The sequence below is a fragment of the Mycobacterium rhizamassiliense genome, from assembly GCF_900157375.1.
In the GTDB taxonomy this organism is placed as follows: domain Bacteria; phylum Actinomycetota; class Actinomycetes; order Mycobacteriales; family Mycobacteriaceae; genus Mycobacterium; species Mycobacterium rhizamassiliense.
On record NZ_LT721901.1, the window covers coordinates 4,827,578 to 4,844,505 of the forward strand.

General features: G+C 68.1%; 18 protein-coding genes and 1 pseudogene. 5 read left to right on the forward strand and 14 right to left on the reverse strand.

Annotated elements, in window-relative coordinates; all coding sequences use genetic code 11:
- Positions 1 to 25 precede the first annotated feature (25 nt).
- Together MRAB57_RS23270 and MRAB57_RS29305 are read right to left on the reverse strand one after the other, a co-directional pair.
- Positions 26 to 736, reverse strand: a complete 711-nt coding sequence (locus MRAB57_RS23270) for a TetR/AcrR family transcriptional regulator (protein ID WP_077090796.1) — start codon at positions 734 to 736, stop codon at positions 26 to 28.
- A gap of 192 nt (positions 737 to 928) precedes the next feature.
- A complete protein-coding gene (locus tag MRAB57_RS29305; protein WP_245835989.1) occupies positions 929 to 1,120 on the reverse strand; it encodes a hypothetical protein in 192 nt (63 codons plus the stop codon).
- Here MRAB57_RS29305 and MRAB57_RS23275 point away from each other — a divergent pair, their 5' ends adjacent.
- Together MRAB57_RS23275 and MRAB57_RS23280 are read left to right on the forward strand one after the other, a co-directional pair.
- A complete protein-coding gene (locus tag MRAB57_RS23275) occupies positions 1,121 to 1,474 on the forward strand; it encodes a SecDF P1 head subdomain-containing protein (protein WP_245835990.1) in 354 nt (117 codons plus the stop codon).
- A complete protein-coding gene (locus tag MRAB57_RS23280) occupies positions 1,471 to 2,286 on the forward strand; it encodes a sugar phosphate isomerase/epimerase family protein (protein ID WP_077089437.1) in 816 nt (271 codons plus the stop codon). The genes MRAB57_RS23275 and MRAB57_RS23280 overlap by 4 nt, the downstream gene beginning before the upstream one ends.
- Positions 2,287 to 2,289: 3 nt before the next feature.
- On the opposite strand, the gene MRAB57_RS23285 is transcribed toward MRAB57_RS23280, so the two are convergent.
- Positions 2,290 to 3,279 carry a Gfo/Idh/MocA family protein gene (locus tag MRAB57_RS23285; protein WP_077089438.1) on the reverse strand — a complete coding sequence of 330 codons (990 nt, stop codon included), beginning with the start codon at positions 3,277 to 3,279 and terminating at the stop codon, positions 2,290 to 2,292.
- Positions 3,280 to 3,408: 129 nt separating this feature from the next.
- Positions 3,409 to 4,005 (reverse strand): annotated as a pseudogene (locus tag MRAB57_RS23290) (sulfatase-like hydrolase/transferase); the annotation flags it as partial.
- A gap of 95 nt (positions 4,006 to 4,100) precedes the next feature.
- Here MRAB57_RS23290 and MRAB57_RS23295 point away from each other — a divergent pair.
- Positions 4,101 to 5,120 (forward strand): NAD(P)H-dependent flavin oxidoreductase, encoded by a 1,020-nt coding sequence (locus tag MRAB57_RS23295; RefSeq protein WP_077089439.1) that lies wholly within the window; start codon positions 4,101 to 4,103, stop codon positions 5,118 to 5,120.
- Here the strand turns inward: MRAB57_RS23295 and MRAB57_RS23300 are convergent.
- From MRAB57_RS23300 to MRAB57_RS23320, 6 genes are all read right to left on the reverse strand, one after another.
- Entirely contained in the window at positions 5,103 to 5,939 is an 837-nt protein-coding gene (locus MRAB57_RS23300) for a class I SAM-dependent methyltransferase (protein ID WP_173814050.1), read from the reverse strand. The two genes, MRAB57_RS23295 and MRAB57_RS23300, sit on opposite strands and share 18 nt — an antisense overlap.
- A gap of 433 nt (positions 5,940 to 6,372) precedes the next feature.
- A complete protein-coding gene (locus tag MRAB57_RS23305; protein WP_077089441.1) occupies positions 6,373 to 7,641 on the reverse strand; it encodes an amidohydrolase family protein in 1,269 nt (422 codons plus the stop codon).
- A 15-nt stretch (positions 7,642 to 7,656) separates the two neighbouring features.
- The gene (locus tag MRAB57_RS23310; RefSeq protein WP_077089442.1) at positions 7,657 to 8,430 is read right to left on the reverse strand and encodes a class II aldolase/adducin family protein; all 774 of its coding nucleotides are present in this window, start codon (positions 8,428 to 8,430) and stop codon (positions 7,657 to 7,659) included.
- Positions 8,417 to 10,045, reverse strand: a complete 1,629-nt coding sequence (locus MRAB57_RS23315; RefSeq protein ID WP_077089443.1) for a class I adenylate-forming enzyme family protein — start codon at positions 10,043 to 10,045, stop codon at positions 8,417 to 8,419. Before MRAB57_RS23315 ends, MRAB57_RS23310 begins: the two co-directional genes overlap by 14 nt.
- A 41-nt stretch (positions 10,046 to 10,086) precedes the next feature.
- Positions 10,087 to 10,395 (reverse strand): hypothetical protein, encoded by a 309-nt coding sequence (locus MRAB57_RS28665; protein WP_157900655.1) that lies wholly within the window; start codon positions 10,393 to 10,395, stop codon positions 10,087 to 10,089.
- Between the two features lie 36 nt (positions 10,396 to 10,431).
- A complete protein-coding gene (locus MRAB57_RS23320; protein WP_157900656.1) occupies positions 10,432 to 10,752 on the reverse strand; it encodes a hypothetical protein in 321 nt (106 codons plus the stop codon).
- A gap of 128 nt (positions 10,753 to 10,880) precedes the next feature.
- On the opposite strand from MRAB57_RS23320, the gene MRAB57_RS23325 reads away from it, so the two are divergent.
- Both MRAB57_RS23325 and MRAB57_RS23330 read left to right on the forward strand, forming a co-directional pair.
- Positions 10,881 to 11,432 carry a hypothetical protein gene (locus MRAB57_RS23325; RefSeq protein ID WP_077089445.1) on the forward strand — a complete coding sequence of 184 codons (552 nt, stop codon included), beginning with the start codon at positions 10,881 to 10,883 and terminating at the stop codon, positions 11,430 to 11,432.
- Between the two features lie 9 nt (positions 11,433 to 11,441).
- Positions 11,442 to 12,296, forward strand: a complete 855-nt coding sequence (locus tag MRAB57_RS23330) for a DMT family transporter (protein WP_077089446.1) — start codon at positions 11,442 to 11,444, stop codon at positions 12,294 to 12,296.
- A gap of 1 nt (position 12,297) precedes the next feature.
- Here MRAB57_RS23330 and fadD1 read toward each other — a convergent pair whose 3' ends face one another.
- From fadD1 to MRAB57_RS23350, 4 genes are read right to left on the reverse strand one after another with little or no spacing between them, the layout of a single operon-like run.
- Entirely contained in the window at positions 12,298 to 13,947 is a 1,650-nt protein-coding gene (fadD1, locus tag MRAB57_RS23335) for a fatty-acid--CoA ligase FadD1 (RefSeq protein WP_077089447.1), read from the reverse strand.
- Complete coding sequence (locus MRAB57_RS23340) at positions 13,944 to 15,545, reverse strand: flavin-containing monooxygenase (RefSeq protein ID WP_077089448.1); 1,602 nt, start codon at positions 15,543 to 15,545, stop codon at positions 13,944 to 13,946. The genes fadD1 and MRAB57_RS23340 overlap by 4 nt, the downstream gene beginning before the upstream one ends.
- Complete coding sequence (locus tag MRAB57_RS23345) at positions 15,542 to 16,495, reverse strand: alpha/beta hydrolase (protein ID WP_077089449.1); 954 nt, start codon at positions 16,493 to 16,495, stop codon at positions 15,542 to 15,544. Before MRAB57_RS23345 ends, MRAB57_RS23340 begins: the two co-directional genes overlap by 4 nt.
- 24 nt (positions 16,496 to 16,519) lie before the next feature.
- Complete coding sequence (locus MRAB57_RS23350) at positions 16,520 to 16,924, reverse strand: Zn-ribbon domain-containing OB-fold protein (protein ID WP_077089450.1); 405 nt, start codon at positions 16,922 to 16,924, stop codon at positions 16,520 to 16,522.
- Positions 16,925 to 16,928: the final 4 nt, after the last annotated feature.

A 16,928-nucleotide genomic window follows, 5' to 3' on the forward strand; every position in this document is an offset into this window, starting at 1 on the left:
AGGGTCAACGCCGCGAAATCGGCCGCTAGCCGGTGCCGAGTCGGCGTGTCGCGTGGGAGTCGCCGGCGTCGGTCAGGCCGCCCCGCTGCGGGCTCTTCAGGATGCCCGTCGCGATGGCCGTCAGGATCCCGTCGAGCTGCTCCGGACTGTCGACGATCCGGTCGCCATGGGCGAATCGCATCAGCAGGCCGTTGATGAACGTCAGTGTCACGTTGCTCAGGTCCTCGACGACCGCCGAGTCCAATTCGGCACCGTGCGGCATGAGCTGAACCAGGATTTCGCGGTGCAGCTTGGTGAACGCGTCCGTGGCTTGCTGCAGGATCGCGGCCATCGCCGGATCGCGGGCCGCTTGCATGGTGAGCTCGTAGCGGGCCTTTGTCCACGACAACTGGGGCTCCGTGCCGGCCTGAATCACCACCTGCGACAGCAGCGAGGGGCTCGGGTTGTCACCCTGATCGCCCGCGCTGTCCGCGATGGATTGCAGCCTCTCCAAATCCAGCTCGGCCAGCCGTTCGGCGACGGCGCGCAACAAAGCGGATCGCGTTCGGAAGTAGAACGAGGTGGTGCCGTCCGGGACGGCGGCCTTGCGGTCCACCTTGAGATGGCTCAGCCCCTTGGCGCCGTCGGCGGCCAACAGCTCGATCGCCGCATCGCACAGATCGCGGCGGCGCTCCGCCGGATTGGGTTTGCGCCTTTTCGTTGACGCGCGGGCCGACGCCGGTGTGTATCGAGCCATGAACACGGACCTTCGCGGGAAGGATCTAGGGTGAATATTCGCTGACTGGAAGCCTGACCATACTCTATGTTCGTAGTGTCGTAAAGGCGCTACCGAAAGGAAGCCCGTGGCATTGCGTGGGGCGACTGCGATGACCGCCCGGCTGGCCGGCGGGATCCTGCTCGGCGCCGTGGCGGCCGGTTGCCACGCGGCTCAACACCCCGCCGCCCCCACCACGACGGCGACGTCCGCCGCTGGGCCGTCGACGACCCAGCCCGCGCCGCGGGCGGTGACCCTGCAGCCGCTGCCGGTACGGCCGGTGCAGAAGTCGCAACCGACGGCCCCCAACAAATGCCCGCCGACCAACCCGAGCGCCCCCACCCCACCGGCCAACGTTCTCGTCACGTGCGACCCCCCACCCCACCGGCCAACGTTCTCGTCACGTGCGACCTCGCCCGCACCACCCTGTACACGCTGGGGCCGGAGAGCATGCAACTCGGGCTGACGCACGTGGCCCCGCCGAAGCCGCTGACATCGGACTTCTTCGAAGTGAACCTGACCCTGAACCCGGCATCGGCGACCGCGTGGACGGCATTCACCGGGCAGCACCTGCACGACCACATCGCCTTCATCCGTGACGATCTCGTCCTGGAAGCGCCGATCATCGAACAGGTGGTGGGCTTTGGGCAGATCGCGCTCACTACGCAAACGGCTCAGGCCGCCGATCAGCTGGCCCGACTGGCCGGGCGCCCCGCATGAGCGAGCTCGCGATCGGATTCCTCAACGGATTCGGTCTCCCGCCAGTCGAATTCGTCAACCTGACCGCGGATCTCGGCTGCCGCTACATGTCGATCGTCGTGCAGGGCGCTCCGCTGATCGCGCTGGACTACCGGCCCTACTCGTTGAAGGACGAGCCGCTGCGCCGGGAGGTGCTGGCAGCCTTGCGGGATCGCGGCGTGCAGATCTCACTCGGGGACGGATTCCTGGTGCTGCCGGACGCCGAAATGGGCGCATTCAACGCGGATCTCGACGTACTGGCCGAACTCGGCGTGCCACGCATCAACGTCGTCAGCCTCGACCCCGACCTGAGTCGCACGTTCGATCAATTCGCCGCGCTGACCGAGCTCGCCGCCCAGCGCAATATCGAGACCGATGTCGAACCGGTTCCCGGCCTGACGGTCGGTGACCTGTCCACCGCGCTGGCCGCCCGGGAACACGTGGGACGCCCGGAGTTCCGGTTGCTGATCGACACCATGCATCTGGTGCGCTCCGGATCCGGCCCCGCCGACCTGGCCGCCGTCGATCCGGAGCACATCGGCTACGCGCAGCTCAACGACACGACGCTGCGGCCGCGCCTGGACAACTACATGGAAGAGGCCATGTTCGAGCGGATGGTTCCCGGCGAGGGCGAACTGCCGCTGCCCGAACTGCTTTCGGTGTTACCCGCCGACGTCGTGATCGAAATCGAAGTGCCCCGGCGCTCGCTGGCGCTCGACGGCGTGCGCCCGATCGATCGGATGCGTCCCTGCGTCGAAGCGGCACGCGGATTGCTTTCCGAACGAGGGCAATGACTTTCAGCTCGGCTCGCGCAGCGGCAGGCCGGCCTTGCGATAGATGTCGTCGATGATCGTCATGTTGACGATCGCGTCCTCCGGGGTGGTCGGGAACGATTGGCCGCGCAGCACCGCCGCCGCGAAGGCATCGAGCTGGTACGCATAGGACGCGCGGCGCCCAAAACGCTCGACGCGCTTGCCGTTGGCCGATCGGACCGCGAGCCGATGAAACATGTGGGGCACCGCGGGATTGAGCACGCGCAGTTCGCCCCGGTCGCCGATGACCTTGGCGCTGATGTCCAGGAGGCGCCCCGACCACATCGAGCAGTGCAGCCGGCCGGTGTGCCCCTCGGCGAAGCGGAACTCGGCCGTCATGGCCCGGTCGACGCGGGGGTCGTGCAGTTTCGCCTGCGCCGCAATGACTTCCGGGGTCGAACCACCGTAGGTGCGCAGCATGTGCACGGTGTAGCACCCGGCGTCCATCGTCGCGCCGCCGGCAAGCGAATAGTTGTATCGGATGTCGGAGAACATCGGCAGCGGAAAGCACAGGGTGGCCTCCACCCGCTGCAGGGTGCCCAGCTCCCCCGACTTGATCAGCTCCTCGATCCGCAGCGTCAGCGGGTGATAGCGATAATGGAAGGCCTCCATCACCACCAGGCCGGACTTCGCGGCCTCCTCGGCGATCTCGCGGGCCTCGGCGGCGTTGGCGGTGAACGGCTTTTCGCACAGCACGTGCTTGCCGGCCTCGATGGCGGCCCGGGTCCACTTGCCGTGCAAGCCGTTTGGCAGCGGGTTGTAGATCGCGTCGATGTCCGGATCGGACACCAGCTTGGCGTAGTCGTCGTGCACCCGGGCGATGTCATGCTTGGCCGCGAAGGCTTGCGCCCGCGACACATCGCGCGCCGCGACGGCGGCCACGACCACCTCAGCGTTGTTTTTGGCGGGGGCGATCAGCGCCCGCGGTGCGATGCGCGCCGCGCCCAGAATCCCGAATCGCAGGTGTTCAGCCACGGGCTGACGCTAGCGGATTACCCGGGTTCGCGGCGGGCGAATGCCGGCGCGCGTTCGGGCCGAACCCCGACACCGATGAAATAGGCCGGCAAGAACGACAGCCACGGCAATCTTTCGAGCAGACCCTTACGCGAAGAACGGCCGGTCTTGGCCTTCCGGGTCCTCGGCGCGTTCGCCGAAGTAGCGCAGCAGGGTGTCGGTGTAGTGGTCCGACGAGTAGAAATCCTCGCCGACCGAGACGAATTGATCGTCCTCGGTGTAAAGCGTTGGTACCGGGGAGAATCCGCCGCCCGGGCCGCCGTAATGGCTGGCGCCGGCCGGCAGCAGCGCGAACGAGCGCTCGAATCCGCGGGCCCACGGCGACCGCTCGATGGTGGCGCCCAGATGCCACTTGCCCGACATCAGCGTCAGGTAGCCCGCGTCGCGCAGCAGCTCGGGCAGGGCCACCACCCGGTCGTTCAGGTAACCCTCGTAGCCGGGCGCGCCCTGAAACTCCGGGATCGCGACCTCGAGCATGGTGCCGATGCCGGCGACGTGGTGATCGGTCCCGGTCAACAGCATCGCCCGGGTGGGTGAGCAGGCCGGCGCCGAATGGAAATCGGTGAGTCGCAGGCCCTGGTGGGCCAGCCGATCCAGATTCGGCGTATTGATCTCGCCGCCGAAGGAACCGATGTCGGAGAACCCGAGATCGTCCGCGACGATCACCAAGAAGTTAGGCCGCTTCACGGTGAAGCATCCTGTCAGGTCTGGCCACCGAATGGAACGACCACGAAATGACTAGGCTCGATTGGGGCGACGACACCGCACGAAGGGCGAGGCAGATGCTGGCACAGTTCGGGATGTCGATTCCTCTGATCGCTGCCCCGATGTCGGGCGGTCCCAGCACTCCGGCGATGGTGTCGGCGGCGACGCAGGCGGGCGGCTTCGGTCTGCTGGCGGCGGGCTACAAGACCGTGGAGGCGATCGAGGCCGAGATCAAGGCCGTTCGTTCGGAGGGAATTCCGTTCGGCGTCAACGTGTTTACCCCCAATCCGTTGCCCGTCGACCCGGACAGCTACCGGGCGTACGCCGCGATCATGCAGCGCGAGGCCGACCAGTTCGGCGTGACTTTGCCGCCCGAACCGATCGAGGACACCGACAGGTTCGACGACAAGATCGCCTTGCTGCTTGCCGATCCGGTGCCGATGGTGTCGTTCACATTCGGCATCCCGCCCCGCAGCGCGATCTCCTCGCTGCAGCGGGCCGGCAGCGTGACCGTTCAGACGGTCACCACCGCCGAGGAGGCGGCGCAAGCACGTGATGCCGGCGTCGACATGCTCGCCGTGCAGGCCGCGGTGGCCGGCGGGCACTCGGGCACGCTGTCGCCGCGAACGCCGTTGACGCCCGTCCCGCTCGTCGATCTGGTCGAACAGATCGACGCCACCGTGGGATTGCCGGTGCTGGCCGCTGGCGGGATCGCCACCCCCGGCGCCGTCGCGGACGTGATGCGGGCGGGCGCCGCTGCGGCCGTCGTCGGCACCGTACTGCTGCGCGCCGCCGAAAGCGGCGCCTCGGCGACCCACCAGGCGGCGCTGACCGACCCGGCCCGCACCGAAACGGTGCTGACCCACGCCTTCACCGGACGCCCCGCCCGCGGCCTGCGCAACGCCTTCATCGACGCCCACGAGGCCGAGGCGCCGCTGGGCTACCCGGCCCTGCATTACCTGACCAGCCCGCTGCGCAAGGCCGCGGCCGCCGCGGGCAAGCCCGAGTACGTGCACCTGTGGGCCGGCACCGGGTATCGCCACGCCACGGCCGAACCGACGGCGGACATCCTGCGGCGGCTAGCCGCCGACCTGTGACGCCGAGTAGGTGAATCGGTTGATGGTGTCGTAGTCGGGCAGCGCGGAGGTCAGCCGGAAGATCAGGCGCACCACGGCGTTGTCGATCTCCTGGTATCCGGCCAGCGCGGATGTCCGCTCGACGAACCGCAGCTTGGGATTCCACGATTCCAGCTCGCGCGCATTGCCGATGCCCCACTTGATGATTCCCTTGGTCAGCAGCTTCGACAGCAGCGGCGCGCGTGGCGAGAGGGTGTCGAAATGCATTTCGCCGGAGTCGAATCGGTCGGTCAGGCGCTGCAGCAACGCGCGGACCTCGTCCTCGCGCAGGTACATCAGCAGGCCTTCGGCGACGATCAGCGTGGGATGTCCGGTGGGAATCTGATCGAGCCACTGCGGGTCGGTCACCGACGAGCCGATCATCCGATAGTGCTCGGTTTCGTCGTACAACCGCCGGCGTAGCGCGATGACGGAGGGTTGATCGACGTCGAACCAGCGCACCGACGGCGGCACCGCGAGCCGGAACGCGCGGCCGTCCAGGCCGCAGCCGAGGTGCAGGACCACCGCGTCGGGATGCGCGGTGAGGAATTCGGCGCACCATTCGTCGAGCTGCTTGGCGCGCAACACGACCAGGTACTGATTCGAGGCCGGCAGCGAGTTGCGGTGTATCCGCTTGAAGTCGTAGTCGATGCGGTCCACCGCCGCTCCGGCCGCGTGGTCACCGAGGATCGGGTGTCGCGAACGACTTTCATGCGCCCGCAGGTACAGCGTGACGAGGTTCGTCCATTCCACCGAGCCCCAGCCGACGGAACTGAAATCAACCTTGGACGTGGTCATCAGTGCCTCCTCGCCTGCAATTATGCGTGATTTACGCCGGCAAACGGCGCAGGCGCGAAACCGCGCCCATCCGACTCGGCGTGTGCTCCGAACAACTATCGAACGAAGGTTGTGGTGGAGAACACCGCCAGATCAAGGAGCGATGTCGCGATGAGGAAAGCAACGTTCAGAATGGCCGCCGCCGGGGATGGCGCGCCGCCATCGTCCGCAGGGTACTGGTACTACCTGTTGGCCCACGCGATCGGAACGGCGCTCCTGCTCATCACGCTGGTAGCCGCGGTGTGGCAGTTCATGGACTGGGTGGTGGCGCCGTCGCCCTGCCTGGCAAGCGCCGCACCGGCGCCCGCGTCCTCGTCGGCGGCTCCGCCGGATCAGGTCCCGGTGCGGCTTGCGGCCGACTCGCGTGAATGCGATTGCCCGAACAGCGCGCGAGACCTCAAAATGCCTCGGGACTCCGTTGCACCTCGTCCGGCACAGGATGTTGGTATAAGCGGGAAGCGTTCTGCCAGGTAAACTTTCGGATCGCGTCAGGCGGTAGGTCGCCGATTTCCTCGTGGATGGTTTCCTGGGTGTGCGGCCACGTCGAATCGCAATGCGGATAATCGGCTTCGAGCATGATGTTGTCCATGCCGATTCGTTCGCGCTGCACGAACGACGACTTGTCCTCCACCGCGCAGAACCAGAAATTACGGGTGAAAACCTCAGCGGGAGTGAGCTTCTCCCCCAACGCTTCCCAGGTGCCGTACATCGCGTGGTAGCTGAGCATGTGGTCGAGGCGATCCAGCAGCCCTGCCACCCAACCGATTCCGCCCTCGGACAAACAGATCTTGAGGTCGGGGAACCTGCTGGGCAGGCCCGAGTACAACCAGTCGACAGCGGCCGAAATCGCGTAGGCGAAGAACAGCACGCCCTGGACGTCGGGCGGTGCGTCCGCGGTGGTGGACGGCGACGAACCCGACGATCCGATGTGCAGGTTGACGACGGTGCCGGTCTCGGCGCACGCGGCCATGATCGGATCCCAGTGCCCGGAATGGATACTCGGCAATCCCAGCATCGCCGGGTTCTCGCTGAACGTGACGGCGTGGAATCCGCGTTCGGCGTTCTCGACGATCATCTTCGCGCCCAGCTGGGGGTCCAGCAGCCACGGCAACTGACAGGGAATGATCCGGTCGGGGTACGAGCCGGCCCAGACGTCGAAATGCCAATCGTTCCATGCACGAACCGAAGCCAGCGCCAGTTCGCGGTCGGGGGTCACCTGCTGCAGGCGCTGGCCGGCGAACCCGGGCAGAAACGACGGGAAGTTCAGCGACGCGTAGATGCCGTTGAGGTCCATGTCCTTGACCCGCGCATGGATATCCCAAGCGCCCCTGCGCATTTCGTCGAACCGGACCGGCTCGAAGCCGTATTCGGACACCGGCCGCCCGACGACGGCGTTGAAGCCGACGTTGGGCAACTCCCGATTGTCGTAAACCCAGGTCTGACCGCCGCTTTCGGTGTCGACGACGCGCGGCGCCCGGTCGGCGAACTTGCGGGGCAGGCGGCCGGTGAATGTGTCCGGGGGCTCGACGATGTGGTCGTCGACCGAGATCACGGTGTAGCGCCGCGCCGCCCGGGGCGGGTCGGGCAGGAAGGTGACCGAGCGGTCCTCCCCCGTCTTGGCCGTCGTGAAGCTCAGATTCGAGGCAAGCTCGTCGATTGATTTCATCTGTCGGCAATCCGCTCAGTTCAGCACGTCGGAGTCGGCTTTGATCGTCATCCGTGCGGCGCCGGCCCAGTACACGTCGGCCGCGCGCTCGATCAGGGAGCGCTGCATGCCCGCCATGTCCGACCAGTTCATCGCAACCGGCTCCCGACCGGTCACCAGCACGTCGTAGGCCAGCTTGCACACCCGCTCGATCGACGCGGCCCGGTAGACCGCCTCGGGCAGGTTGCGGCCGGTGGCGATGACGCCGTGGTTGGCCAGGATCGTCAGGTTGGCGCGCCCGATGTGGGCCGCGAGTTCGGCGGCGCGCGCCGGGCTGTCGACTTCGCCGTCGTAGGTGTCCATCAGGCACAGGTCGTCAAGGAACAGCGCGCCCGTCTGGTGCACCAGCTCGGGCAGCCGGCCCAGCGCGGCAAGCACGCAGACGTAATAGGGATGGTTGTGGATGACCACTCGGGCATCCGCGCGGACGCGGTGCAGCTCGGTGTGGATGTGGATCGCCGGGGTGACGTCCCAGCGGCCGCGGACCACCCGCGCGTCGCTGTCCACCACGCAGATATCAGAGGCAGTCAGTTCCTGCCACCACAGGCCCCACGGGTTGATGAACATGTCGGTCTGCCCGTCCAGCTGCCAGGTGATGTGGCCGGCCATGTTCTCCGCGAAGCCGATGCCCGCCAGGTGGCGGAAGGCCACGGCGAGCGCCTGCTCGTTGGACAGCTCGACCCCGATCGGGGGCACCACCGACGGCGCCCACACCTCGAGCCCGCCTCGTCGCGCGTCAGGAGCGTTCATCATCGGCCTCCATCCTCACTCGAATATCCTGCCGCAGCTCGCCTTTGGCAACCTTTCCGCCGGAGGACCGGGGCAGTTCGTCGAGCACGATGAGCCGCTCGGGCAGGATTTCTTTCGAAACCCCCAGGGCCAGCAGGTGCTTGACGAGCGCGGGCAGGTCGATGGTGGCCCCGTCGGCGACCTCGACGTACAGGCATACCTTCTCGCCGAACAACGGATCCGGCATCGCGACGGCCGCGGCCAGCGCGATGGCCGGGTGTGTCATCGCGACGTCTTCGACCTGAGATGCACTGATGTTCTTGCCGCCCCGCAGGATGAAGTCGGACGTCCGGCCCGTGACGCGCAGAAAGCCCTCGGCATCGATCTCGCAGATGTCGCCCATGCGCATCCACCCGTCGGGGGTGAAGAGCTTGTCGTGGTCGGTGCCGCCCAGATACCCCAGGCTGGTGGCCGGTCCCCGGCACGCCGGCTGGCCCCGCCCCGTCTCGGTGACGTCCTGGTCGCCGTCGAAGAGCCGGACCGACATCTCCGGCACGATGCGGCCGCCGGTGCGCAGCCGCCGTTCGGCGGTGTCGTGCACGGTGGTGGCGCTGAGCAACCCGGTTTCGTTCGAGCCGTAGAACTGCAGGATCTTCGCGCCGGTGACCTCCTCGAATTCCGCGGCGGGCCGATACGGCAGCGCCTCGCCACCGGTGAAGACCACCCGCAGCGAGCTCAGGTCACGGTCCCGGCACGAACGATCGGCCATCAGCATTGTCAATTGTGTGCTGACGCAACATAATACGGTGACCTTGTGTCGCTCGATGGCCTCCGCGGCGGCCGCGGTGGTGAAGCGCTCCAGGATCACCGCGGTGGCACCCAAGAAGATGGGGGTGGTGTGGCTGGTCCAGAGCCCGAAGCCGAACGGCGTGGGAATCACGGGTAAGAACACGTCGTCTCCGGTGAGCAACCCGTTGGCGACGGCCAGCTGGTGGAAGTAGAACCACCGGTTTTGCGTGTGCACCACACACTTGGGCAGGCCCGTGGTCCCGGACGTGGAGTTGATCAGGAACACGTCGTCGGCGCCGAGCTGGGCCTCGACTCGCACCGGCTTGGGCTCGACGTCCGCGCTCAGGTGTACCGCGTCACCCGCGCGGACCACCCCAAGGACGGCCAACGGGATTTCGGCCATCGACGCGGCCTCGGTTGCGGCGGCGCCGCGCTTGTGGTCGCTGAGCAGGATCTTGGGCCCCGCGTTGCGCAGTATCGCCGCGGCCTCGCGGGTGCCGGCGCGCGCGCCGATACCGACAACGATTGCGCCGCAGCGCTCGATCGCGACGAACAGCACGTGGATCGCGGTCGAGTCGCCGTGCCACACCGCCACCCGGTCGCCGCGCGCCACACCATGCCCGGCGAGTTGGCCCGCGAGATAGGTTGCCGCACCGTCGAATTCACGCCAGGTCAGCGAAGCGTCGGGATGGTCGAGGTAAGCGGGATGGTCGGGCGTGCGGTCGGCGTTGCGGCGCACCGCGTCCGAAAGCGTGAAATCAGACCACCAACCGGCCGCGCGAAACCGGGCACAGTCCTCGCCGGTGAAAGCCGGCGAACCCACGGAATCCAGCCCACCGGCGCTCATTACCGAATCATAGAAGCGGTTTGCCGGCGCGCCGCCGCAGGTCAGGGATTCTGCGGTCCGGCGGCCGCGTGTTGCGGACTGGGCGCCAGACTCGGATGGCGGTGCGGCGGCGGTGGCGGGTTCGGATGAATGGGCCCGCAGTTCAGGCCGAGGACGCAGCCGCCGCCACCGGCGGGCTTGACCGGCAGCGCGCCGCCATCCCCCGGCGATGGGGGCGCCGGGACCACACTGGGCGAAGGGGCGGCGCCGAGCGAGGGCCCTTCGGCCGAGCCAATGCCGCAGAACGCCAAGGCGAGGGCGGCAGCGCCGCCGCACAAGGCAAGCGGGACCGAATGCCTACCCGTGCTCATGACGACATGATAGGCAAACCGCGCGCGATCGGCCGCCTACAGCTCGCTGGCCTGCTTGGGCGTCTGTGGCTCCGCCTGCTGCGACGGAGCAAGGCGCGGCGGGTTGGTCACCGGCGGGGGCCGCGACGGGTTGATGGGCCCGCAGTTCAGGCCGGATTTGCAGTCCCAGGTGCCGTTTCCCTGGGGCTGGGCCGCGTTGCAGCAGTCGTCCGGTCCTGGAGACGTGCTGGGAGTGGGGTCGACGGTCGGCGAGGGGTCCGCGTTGGTGTGCAGGGCGCCGGCGCCGCCGAAGGTCAGGGCGAGCACCGCCGCACCGCCGCAGAGCGCGGCTGCCATCCTGCCCGTGTGATGGGCCATGACAACCGATTCTAGACTCCGAGCGCCTGATGTACAGGGCCGTAACGCGGCATGAGGCCGCGGTGCGGCCCCTATCATTACCGGGACGAAGATCGCGCTTGCATCGGGCGGCACAGGAGACGATCGCTATGGAAACCAGTCAGATTCACCGGCTCCGGTCGGCACTGCAATGGAACCTGGTGTGGCCCGGGCTGTTGAGCGGCGCGGCCGCCGGCGCCGTGGGCACCACCACCCTGAACGTGATCACCTACCTCGACATCGCGGTGCGGGGCCGCCCGACCAGCAGCACGCCCGAACGGACGGTGGAGGCGATGGCGCGATTGTTCGGCCTCACCGTGCCGGGAAGCGGTGACGTCCTGGCCAATCGGATCTCGGGCATCGGCGCGCTCACCGGGTATGCGGCGGGCATCGGCATGGGCATGATCCTCGGGCTGGCCTTCGCGCTCGGCTGGCGGCCCGGACTGCTCCTCGCCACGCTCGTCGCGTCGGCCCTCGCGCTGGTCGGCACCAACGGGCCGATGACCGTCCTCGGCGTGACCGATCCCCGGACGTGGAGCCTGGTCGACTGGATCAGCGATCTGATCCCCCATCTCGGATACGGCATCGTGACTGCGCTGGTCCTGCATTACGTCTATCAGCGGCGGTCGGCAACCCAGCAAGGGGCACCCGTGAGGCCGTAGGGTCGAACCGTGCTACTCGGTTTCCTCCTCGCTCTGGGCTGTTCGGTGTGTTACGGCACGGCCACGGTGTTTCAGGCGATCGCGGCACGGTCGGTGGAATCCGGCAACAGCAAATCGGGCGTCGACGCGATGCTGTTGCTGCGCGCGGTCCGGCAGTGGCGCTACGTGGTCGGTATTGCGCTAGACGGTCTGGGTTTTGTGCTTCAAGTCATGGCGCTGCGCCTGGTGCCGATCTACGTCGTCGCCGCGGCGCTGGCCGCCTCGATCGCCGTCACCGGTGTGGTGTCCGCGTGGCTGTTGTCGGCGCGGCTCTCCCGCGCGGAGTGGACGGCGGTAGGGGTGGTCTGCGTGAGCCTGGCCGCGCTGGCGTGCGCGGCCGGGCCCGGACACTTTCGCCACGCACCCGCCGGGCTCGGTTGGGCGCTGATCGTCGTTGTCGCCGTGATTTTCGTGGTCGGGGCGGTCGCGGGCCGCTTGCCCGACCGCGAGCGCGGGTTCGCCCTTGGCCTGGCGGCGGGCAGCGGCTTCGGTGTGGTCGAGATCGGCGTGCGCCTGATGGACCAGATGGACCCCACCAAGGCGGCGTTCTACACCCATCCCGCGGTGTACGCCGCGGCCGGCGGTGGTGCGGCGGGCTTCCTGCTACTCACCTCGGCGTTGCAGCGCGGCTCGGTGACGACGACGGTGGCCGCGATGGTCGTCGGCGAGACGATCGCACCGGCGTTGGTCGGCGTGGTCTGGCTGGGCGACACCGCCCGCGCGGGCCTCGGTTGGTTGGTGATCGCCGGCTTTGTCGTCGCGGTGTCGGCGACGTTGATGCTCGCCCGGTTCGGTGAGGCGCCGACGCCCGCGGAATCCAACTGAGCTACGGCGTCTGTTGAGTCGAGACCGGTCGCGTCGTCAGCGTTTTTGCATGCCCGCCGGCCGGCTCGACCGTGTAGGACGTGCCGCGCGGTTGTCGGACGAACAGCTCGCCGCCTTCGGCGCTGACGCCGGCGGCGATGAGCTCACGCTTGAGGATCTTGTTGGTGGCGGTTGCCGGGAGTTCGTCGTTGATCCGCACATAACGCGGCCAGGCCTTCGGCGATAAGTCGGGTTGCGCGGCGAGGAACGCTTCGAAGTCGTTGGGCTCCAACCCCGTTCCCTTGCGCAGCACGAGCGCCGCCATCACCTGATCGCCGACGCTGTCGTCGGGCACGGCGTACACCGCGACCTGGCTCACCTGGGGCAGTCGCTCCAGGATCCGCTCGATCGGTGCCGCCGCCAGGTTTTCGCCGTCCACCCGCATCCAATCCGCGGTGCGGCCGGCCAAATAGATCCAGCCGTCGGCGTCACGGTAGGCCAGATCACCCGACCAGTACATGCCGTGCCGCATGCGCTCGGCGGTGGCGTCGGGGTTGTTGTAGTAGCCGACGAACGGGCCCGCGCCCTGGGTGTTGACGAGTTCACCGACCGCCCGGTCGAAGTTGGTCAGGGCGCCGTGTTCGTCGAACTGCGCGACGTCGCATTCGGACCGGGTCGCCGGATGGTAGATGCTCACCCCCGCATAGGGTTTGCCGATCGATCCGGGCGGGGTGCCGTCCTCCCGCACGACGATGACCGCGAACTCGCTGGAGCCGAAGCTGTCGACCACCCGGCAGCCGAAACGCTTGGCGAAGGCCGCGATGTCGCGGTCGGTCGCCTCGTTGCCGAACGCCATCCGCAGCGTGGTGTCGGCGTCGTCGGGACGTTCCGGCGTCGACAGGAGCAGGGCGAGCGGCTTGCCGACGTAGTTCAGATACGTCACGCCGTAGCGGCGCACATCGTCGAGGAACCGCGACGGCGAGAACTTCGCCGGGACCATGCACGCGCCGCTGCCGATCGCCACCGCCCACCCGGCGGCGACCCCGTTGGAGTGGAACAGCGGCATGGCCAGGTAGCAGACGTCATCGGCGGTGACGTCGTACTGGAAGATCAGGCTGGCGCCGCACATGACCGCCATCGCGTGTGCCAACCGGACGGCCTTGGGGTCGCCGCTGGTGCCGGACGTGAAGATCATCATCAGCGTGTCGGCACCGACAACCTCGCGATGGGGAATCAGCGGCGGCGCCGCGGCCACCGCCTCCGCATACGGGGTGCCGGTCACATCGATGACCTGAATCCCGTTGAGGTCCAATCCATCCAGCAGCTCGCGGTGTTCGGTGTCGACGAGCAGGATCTGGCAGTCGGAGCGCCGGATGTCGCCGAGCAGGCCGGTTCCGCGGCGGGTCGTGTTGATGCCGCACAACACGTAGCCGCCCAGCGCCGCAGCGGCCATGGCCCGAAGCATCGCCGGCGAATTGCCCAGGACTGCACCGACATGCAGCGGGCGAGCCGGATCGGCGAGGGCGATCAGCGCGGCCGCCTCGGCCTCGGCCTCGGAGAGGTGCTCGCGCCAGCTCCACGTCCGGTCGCCGTGCGCGATCGCGGGGCTGTCGTCGTGCCTGCGCCCCCGCAGCAGTTGTTGAACTGTTTCCGGCCCAGTGGGATTCGTCATCGGGTCGTCAGCACCAACCCCGCGTAGTCCTCGCGGGCCACGTCGTCGCAATGGCGGCGGTAGGTGCCGAAGCCCCCGGTGTAGGGCATGAAGACGCGCTTCTTGCCCTCGATGTTGGCGCCCAGGTACCACGACGACGCCGCCTTGGGGAACAGCGTTTTCGCGGCGGCGGTGGCCACCGCCGCGGTCCAGGACTGCGCCGCGTCACGGCGGGGTTCGATCTCGCGCACGCCACGCCGCCGCGCCGTGAGAACCAGGTCCATCACCCAGTCGACCTGAACCTCGGCGTGCAGCACCATATTCGCCAACACCGACGGGGCGCCGGGCCCACTGATCGTGAACAGGTTGGGCAGTCCGGGCACCATCAGCCCGAGGAAGGTCACGGGACCGTCGGCCCAGATGTCGTGCAGCCGCTCTCCCCTGGGGCCCGTCGGGTCGATGCGGTTCAGCGCTCCGGTCATCGCATCGAAGCCGGTCGCGAAGACCAATACGTCACAGGGATAGCTGGCTTCGGTGGTGCGTACTGCGTCGGCCGTGATCGCCTCGATGGGTTCGCGGCGCAGGTTCACCAGCCGCACGTTGTCGCGATTGAAGGTGGCGTAATAGCCGGCATCGGTGCAGATGCGCTTGGTCCCGATCGGGTGGTCGTCGGGGATGAGGTCCGCTGCGACAACGGGATCGGTGACGATGTCCCGGATGCGCTCTTCGGCGAATTCTCGGGCGATGTCGTTGGCCGCCAGGTTGCTGCTCTGGTCGGGGAACGTCTTCGCGAAGAGGACACCGCCCTCCCGCCAGCGCTTCCACAGCGCGTCGAGGCGTTCCTGGGGGTCGGCGTCGACCGCGTTCTTGTGGTAGGTCCCGTGCGGCGTCCCGGCCGACGCGTAGGCCGACGCCCGGCGCCGCTCGGGGTACTCCTCCTGGATCTGGACCTGCTCCGTCGGCGACCACGGCCGGTTGGGCATTGGGATGGTGTAGTTCGCCGACCGCTGGAACACCACCAGCTGCTCGGCCTGGCCGGCGAGGATCGGGGCAACCTGGATGCCCGAGGAGCCGGTCCCGATGAGGCCCACGCGTTTTCCGCGCAGCTCGGGATCCTCGCGCGGCCAGGCGGCCGTGAAGTACACCTCGCCGGCGAAATCGTCGACGCCGGGGATGTTCGGCCGGTTCAGCGCTGACAGACACCCGGTGGCGCACAGCAGAAACTGCGCCGTGAACGTCTCACCGGTCGCCGTGCGCACTTGCCAGCGACCGTCGGCTTGGGTGAAGGCGGCGGCCACGACGTCGACACCGAACCGGTAGTGGCGGCGCAGCTCGAAGCGGTCGGCGACATGGCCCAAATACGCCAGGATCTCCGGCTGGGCCGCGAAGCGTTCGCTCCACGTCCAGCTGCCCTGCAGCGCATCGTCGAAAGAGTATGAGTAGTCGACACTTTCGACGTCACAGCGGGCACCCGGGTAGCGGTTCCAGTACCAGGTGCCGCCGACGTCGGGGGCGGCCTCCAGCGCAGTGACCGACAGTCCCGCGGACGCGGCACGGTGCACGGCGTAGAGCCCGGCGAATCCCGCGCCGATGACGATGACGTCGGTTTCGTTGCTCATGTCGACACGCTTTCCGAAAGGGCCAGCAGTTGAGTCAGGTCGCCGCAGATCAGGTCCAGCGCCGACCGTGCCGGTGCGAACGACTGGATCGTCATGAAGCCGTGGAACAGTCCGGGAAAGTCGCGGTGCACGACGGGCACGCCCGCTTCCCGCAATCGGCGCGCGTAGTCACACCCCTCGCTGTGCAACGGGTCCAGACCGGCGGTCGTGACGACGGCCGGGGGCAGGCCCGCGTGGGAATCCGCCCGGGCCGGAGCCACCAGGTACGGCGGGTCGAAATCCGTTTCACCCCGAAGGTATTGGCTCCAATACCACTGCATCGAGGCGCGGGTGTTGAAGTAGCCGGAGCCGTAGCGCCGGTAGCTGTCCGTCTCGAACGACGGATCGATCGCCGGGTAGAGCAACACCTGCGCGGCGGGCGGGGTGAGGCCGCGATCCCGGCAGAGCAGGGCGGTGACCGCGGCGAGGTTTCCGCCCGCGCTGTCTCCGGCGACCGCGACTCGGCTCGCGTCGATGCCCAATTCGGTTGCCCGGTCCAGCACCCAGGTGAACGCCGCAAATGCGTCGAGCGCCGCCGCGGGCGCGGGATGCTCCGGCGCCAGGCGGTAGCCGACCGAAACCACGACCGCCTGGGTGCCGCGCGCCAGCGCCCGGCAGAACCCGTCGTGAGATTCGATGTCGCAGAACACGAATCCGCCGCCGTGATAGAACACGATGCCGGGCCGCGAGCCGACCGGTTCGCCGTGTGGGTAATAGATGCGGACTCCGATGGTGCCGGCGGCCCCGGGAATGGAGCGGTCGGCGGTGCTGCGCACGTCCGCGAGATTGTCGACGGGCATCCGTCGTGCCGCCACCGCGGCGCGCGCCTGCGCTCCCGCCATTTCTTCGACGTGCGGGAATCCCTCGTTGAGGCGCGCCAGCATCGCCTGCACGTCATCGTCCATGCGCACCTCCGCCCCTCGCCAGTGAGCCCGTCATGCGGGCCGGTACCTCAGCAGCGTGACACCGGCGTCCGGCAGATCGCAGAACACCGGTCGCACGCGCATCCCGATTCGAATGTCGTCGGGTTCCGCCTCGACCAGCTCGGTGCTGATCCGCGGGCCGGCATCCCACTGCACCACGGCGAGCAGTTGCGGCACGGCGTCCGCCCACGGTGGCCCGGTGGGCCTGCGCGCGACGGTGAACGTGTACAGCGTTCCGGCGCCGTCGATTTCGCGCCATTCCAGGTCGTCGGCCAGCGTCCCAGGGGCAAGGCTGCGTGGATAGAAGACGTAGCGGTTCAGCGACGGCGAGAACTGCACCAGAATTCGGTGCTGCGCCAAGCCATCCCAGAAGGGCTGGGAGACCGGCGTCGGTTCGGGAATCGGATACGCGGTCATCGCC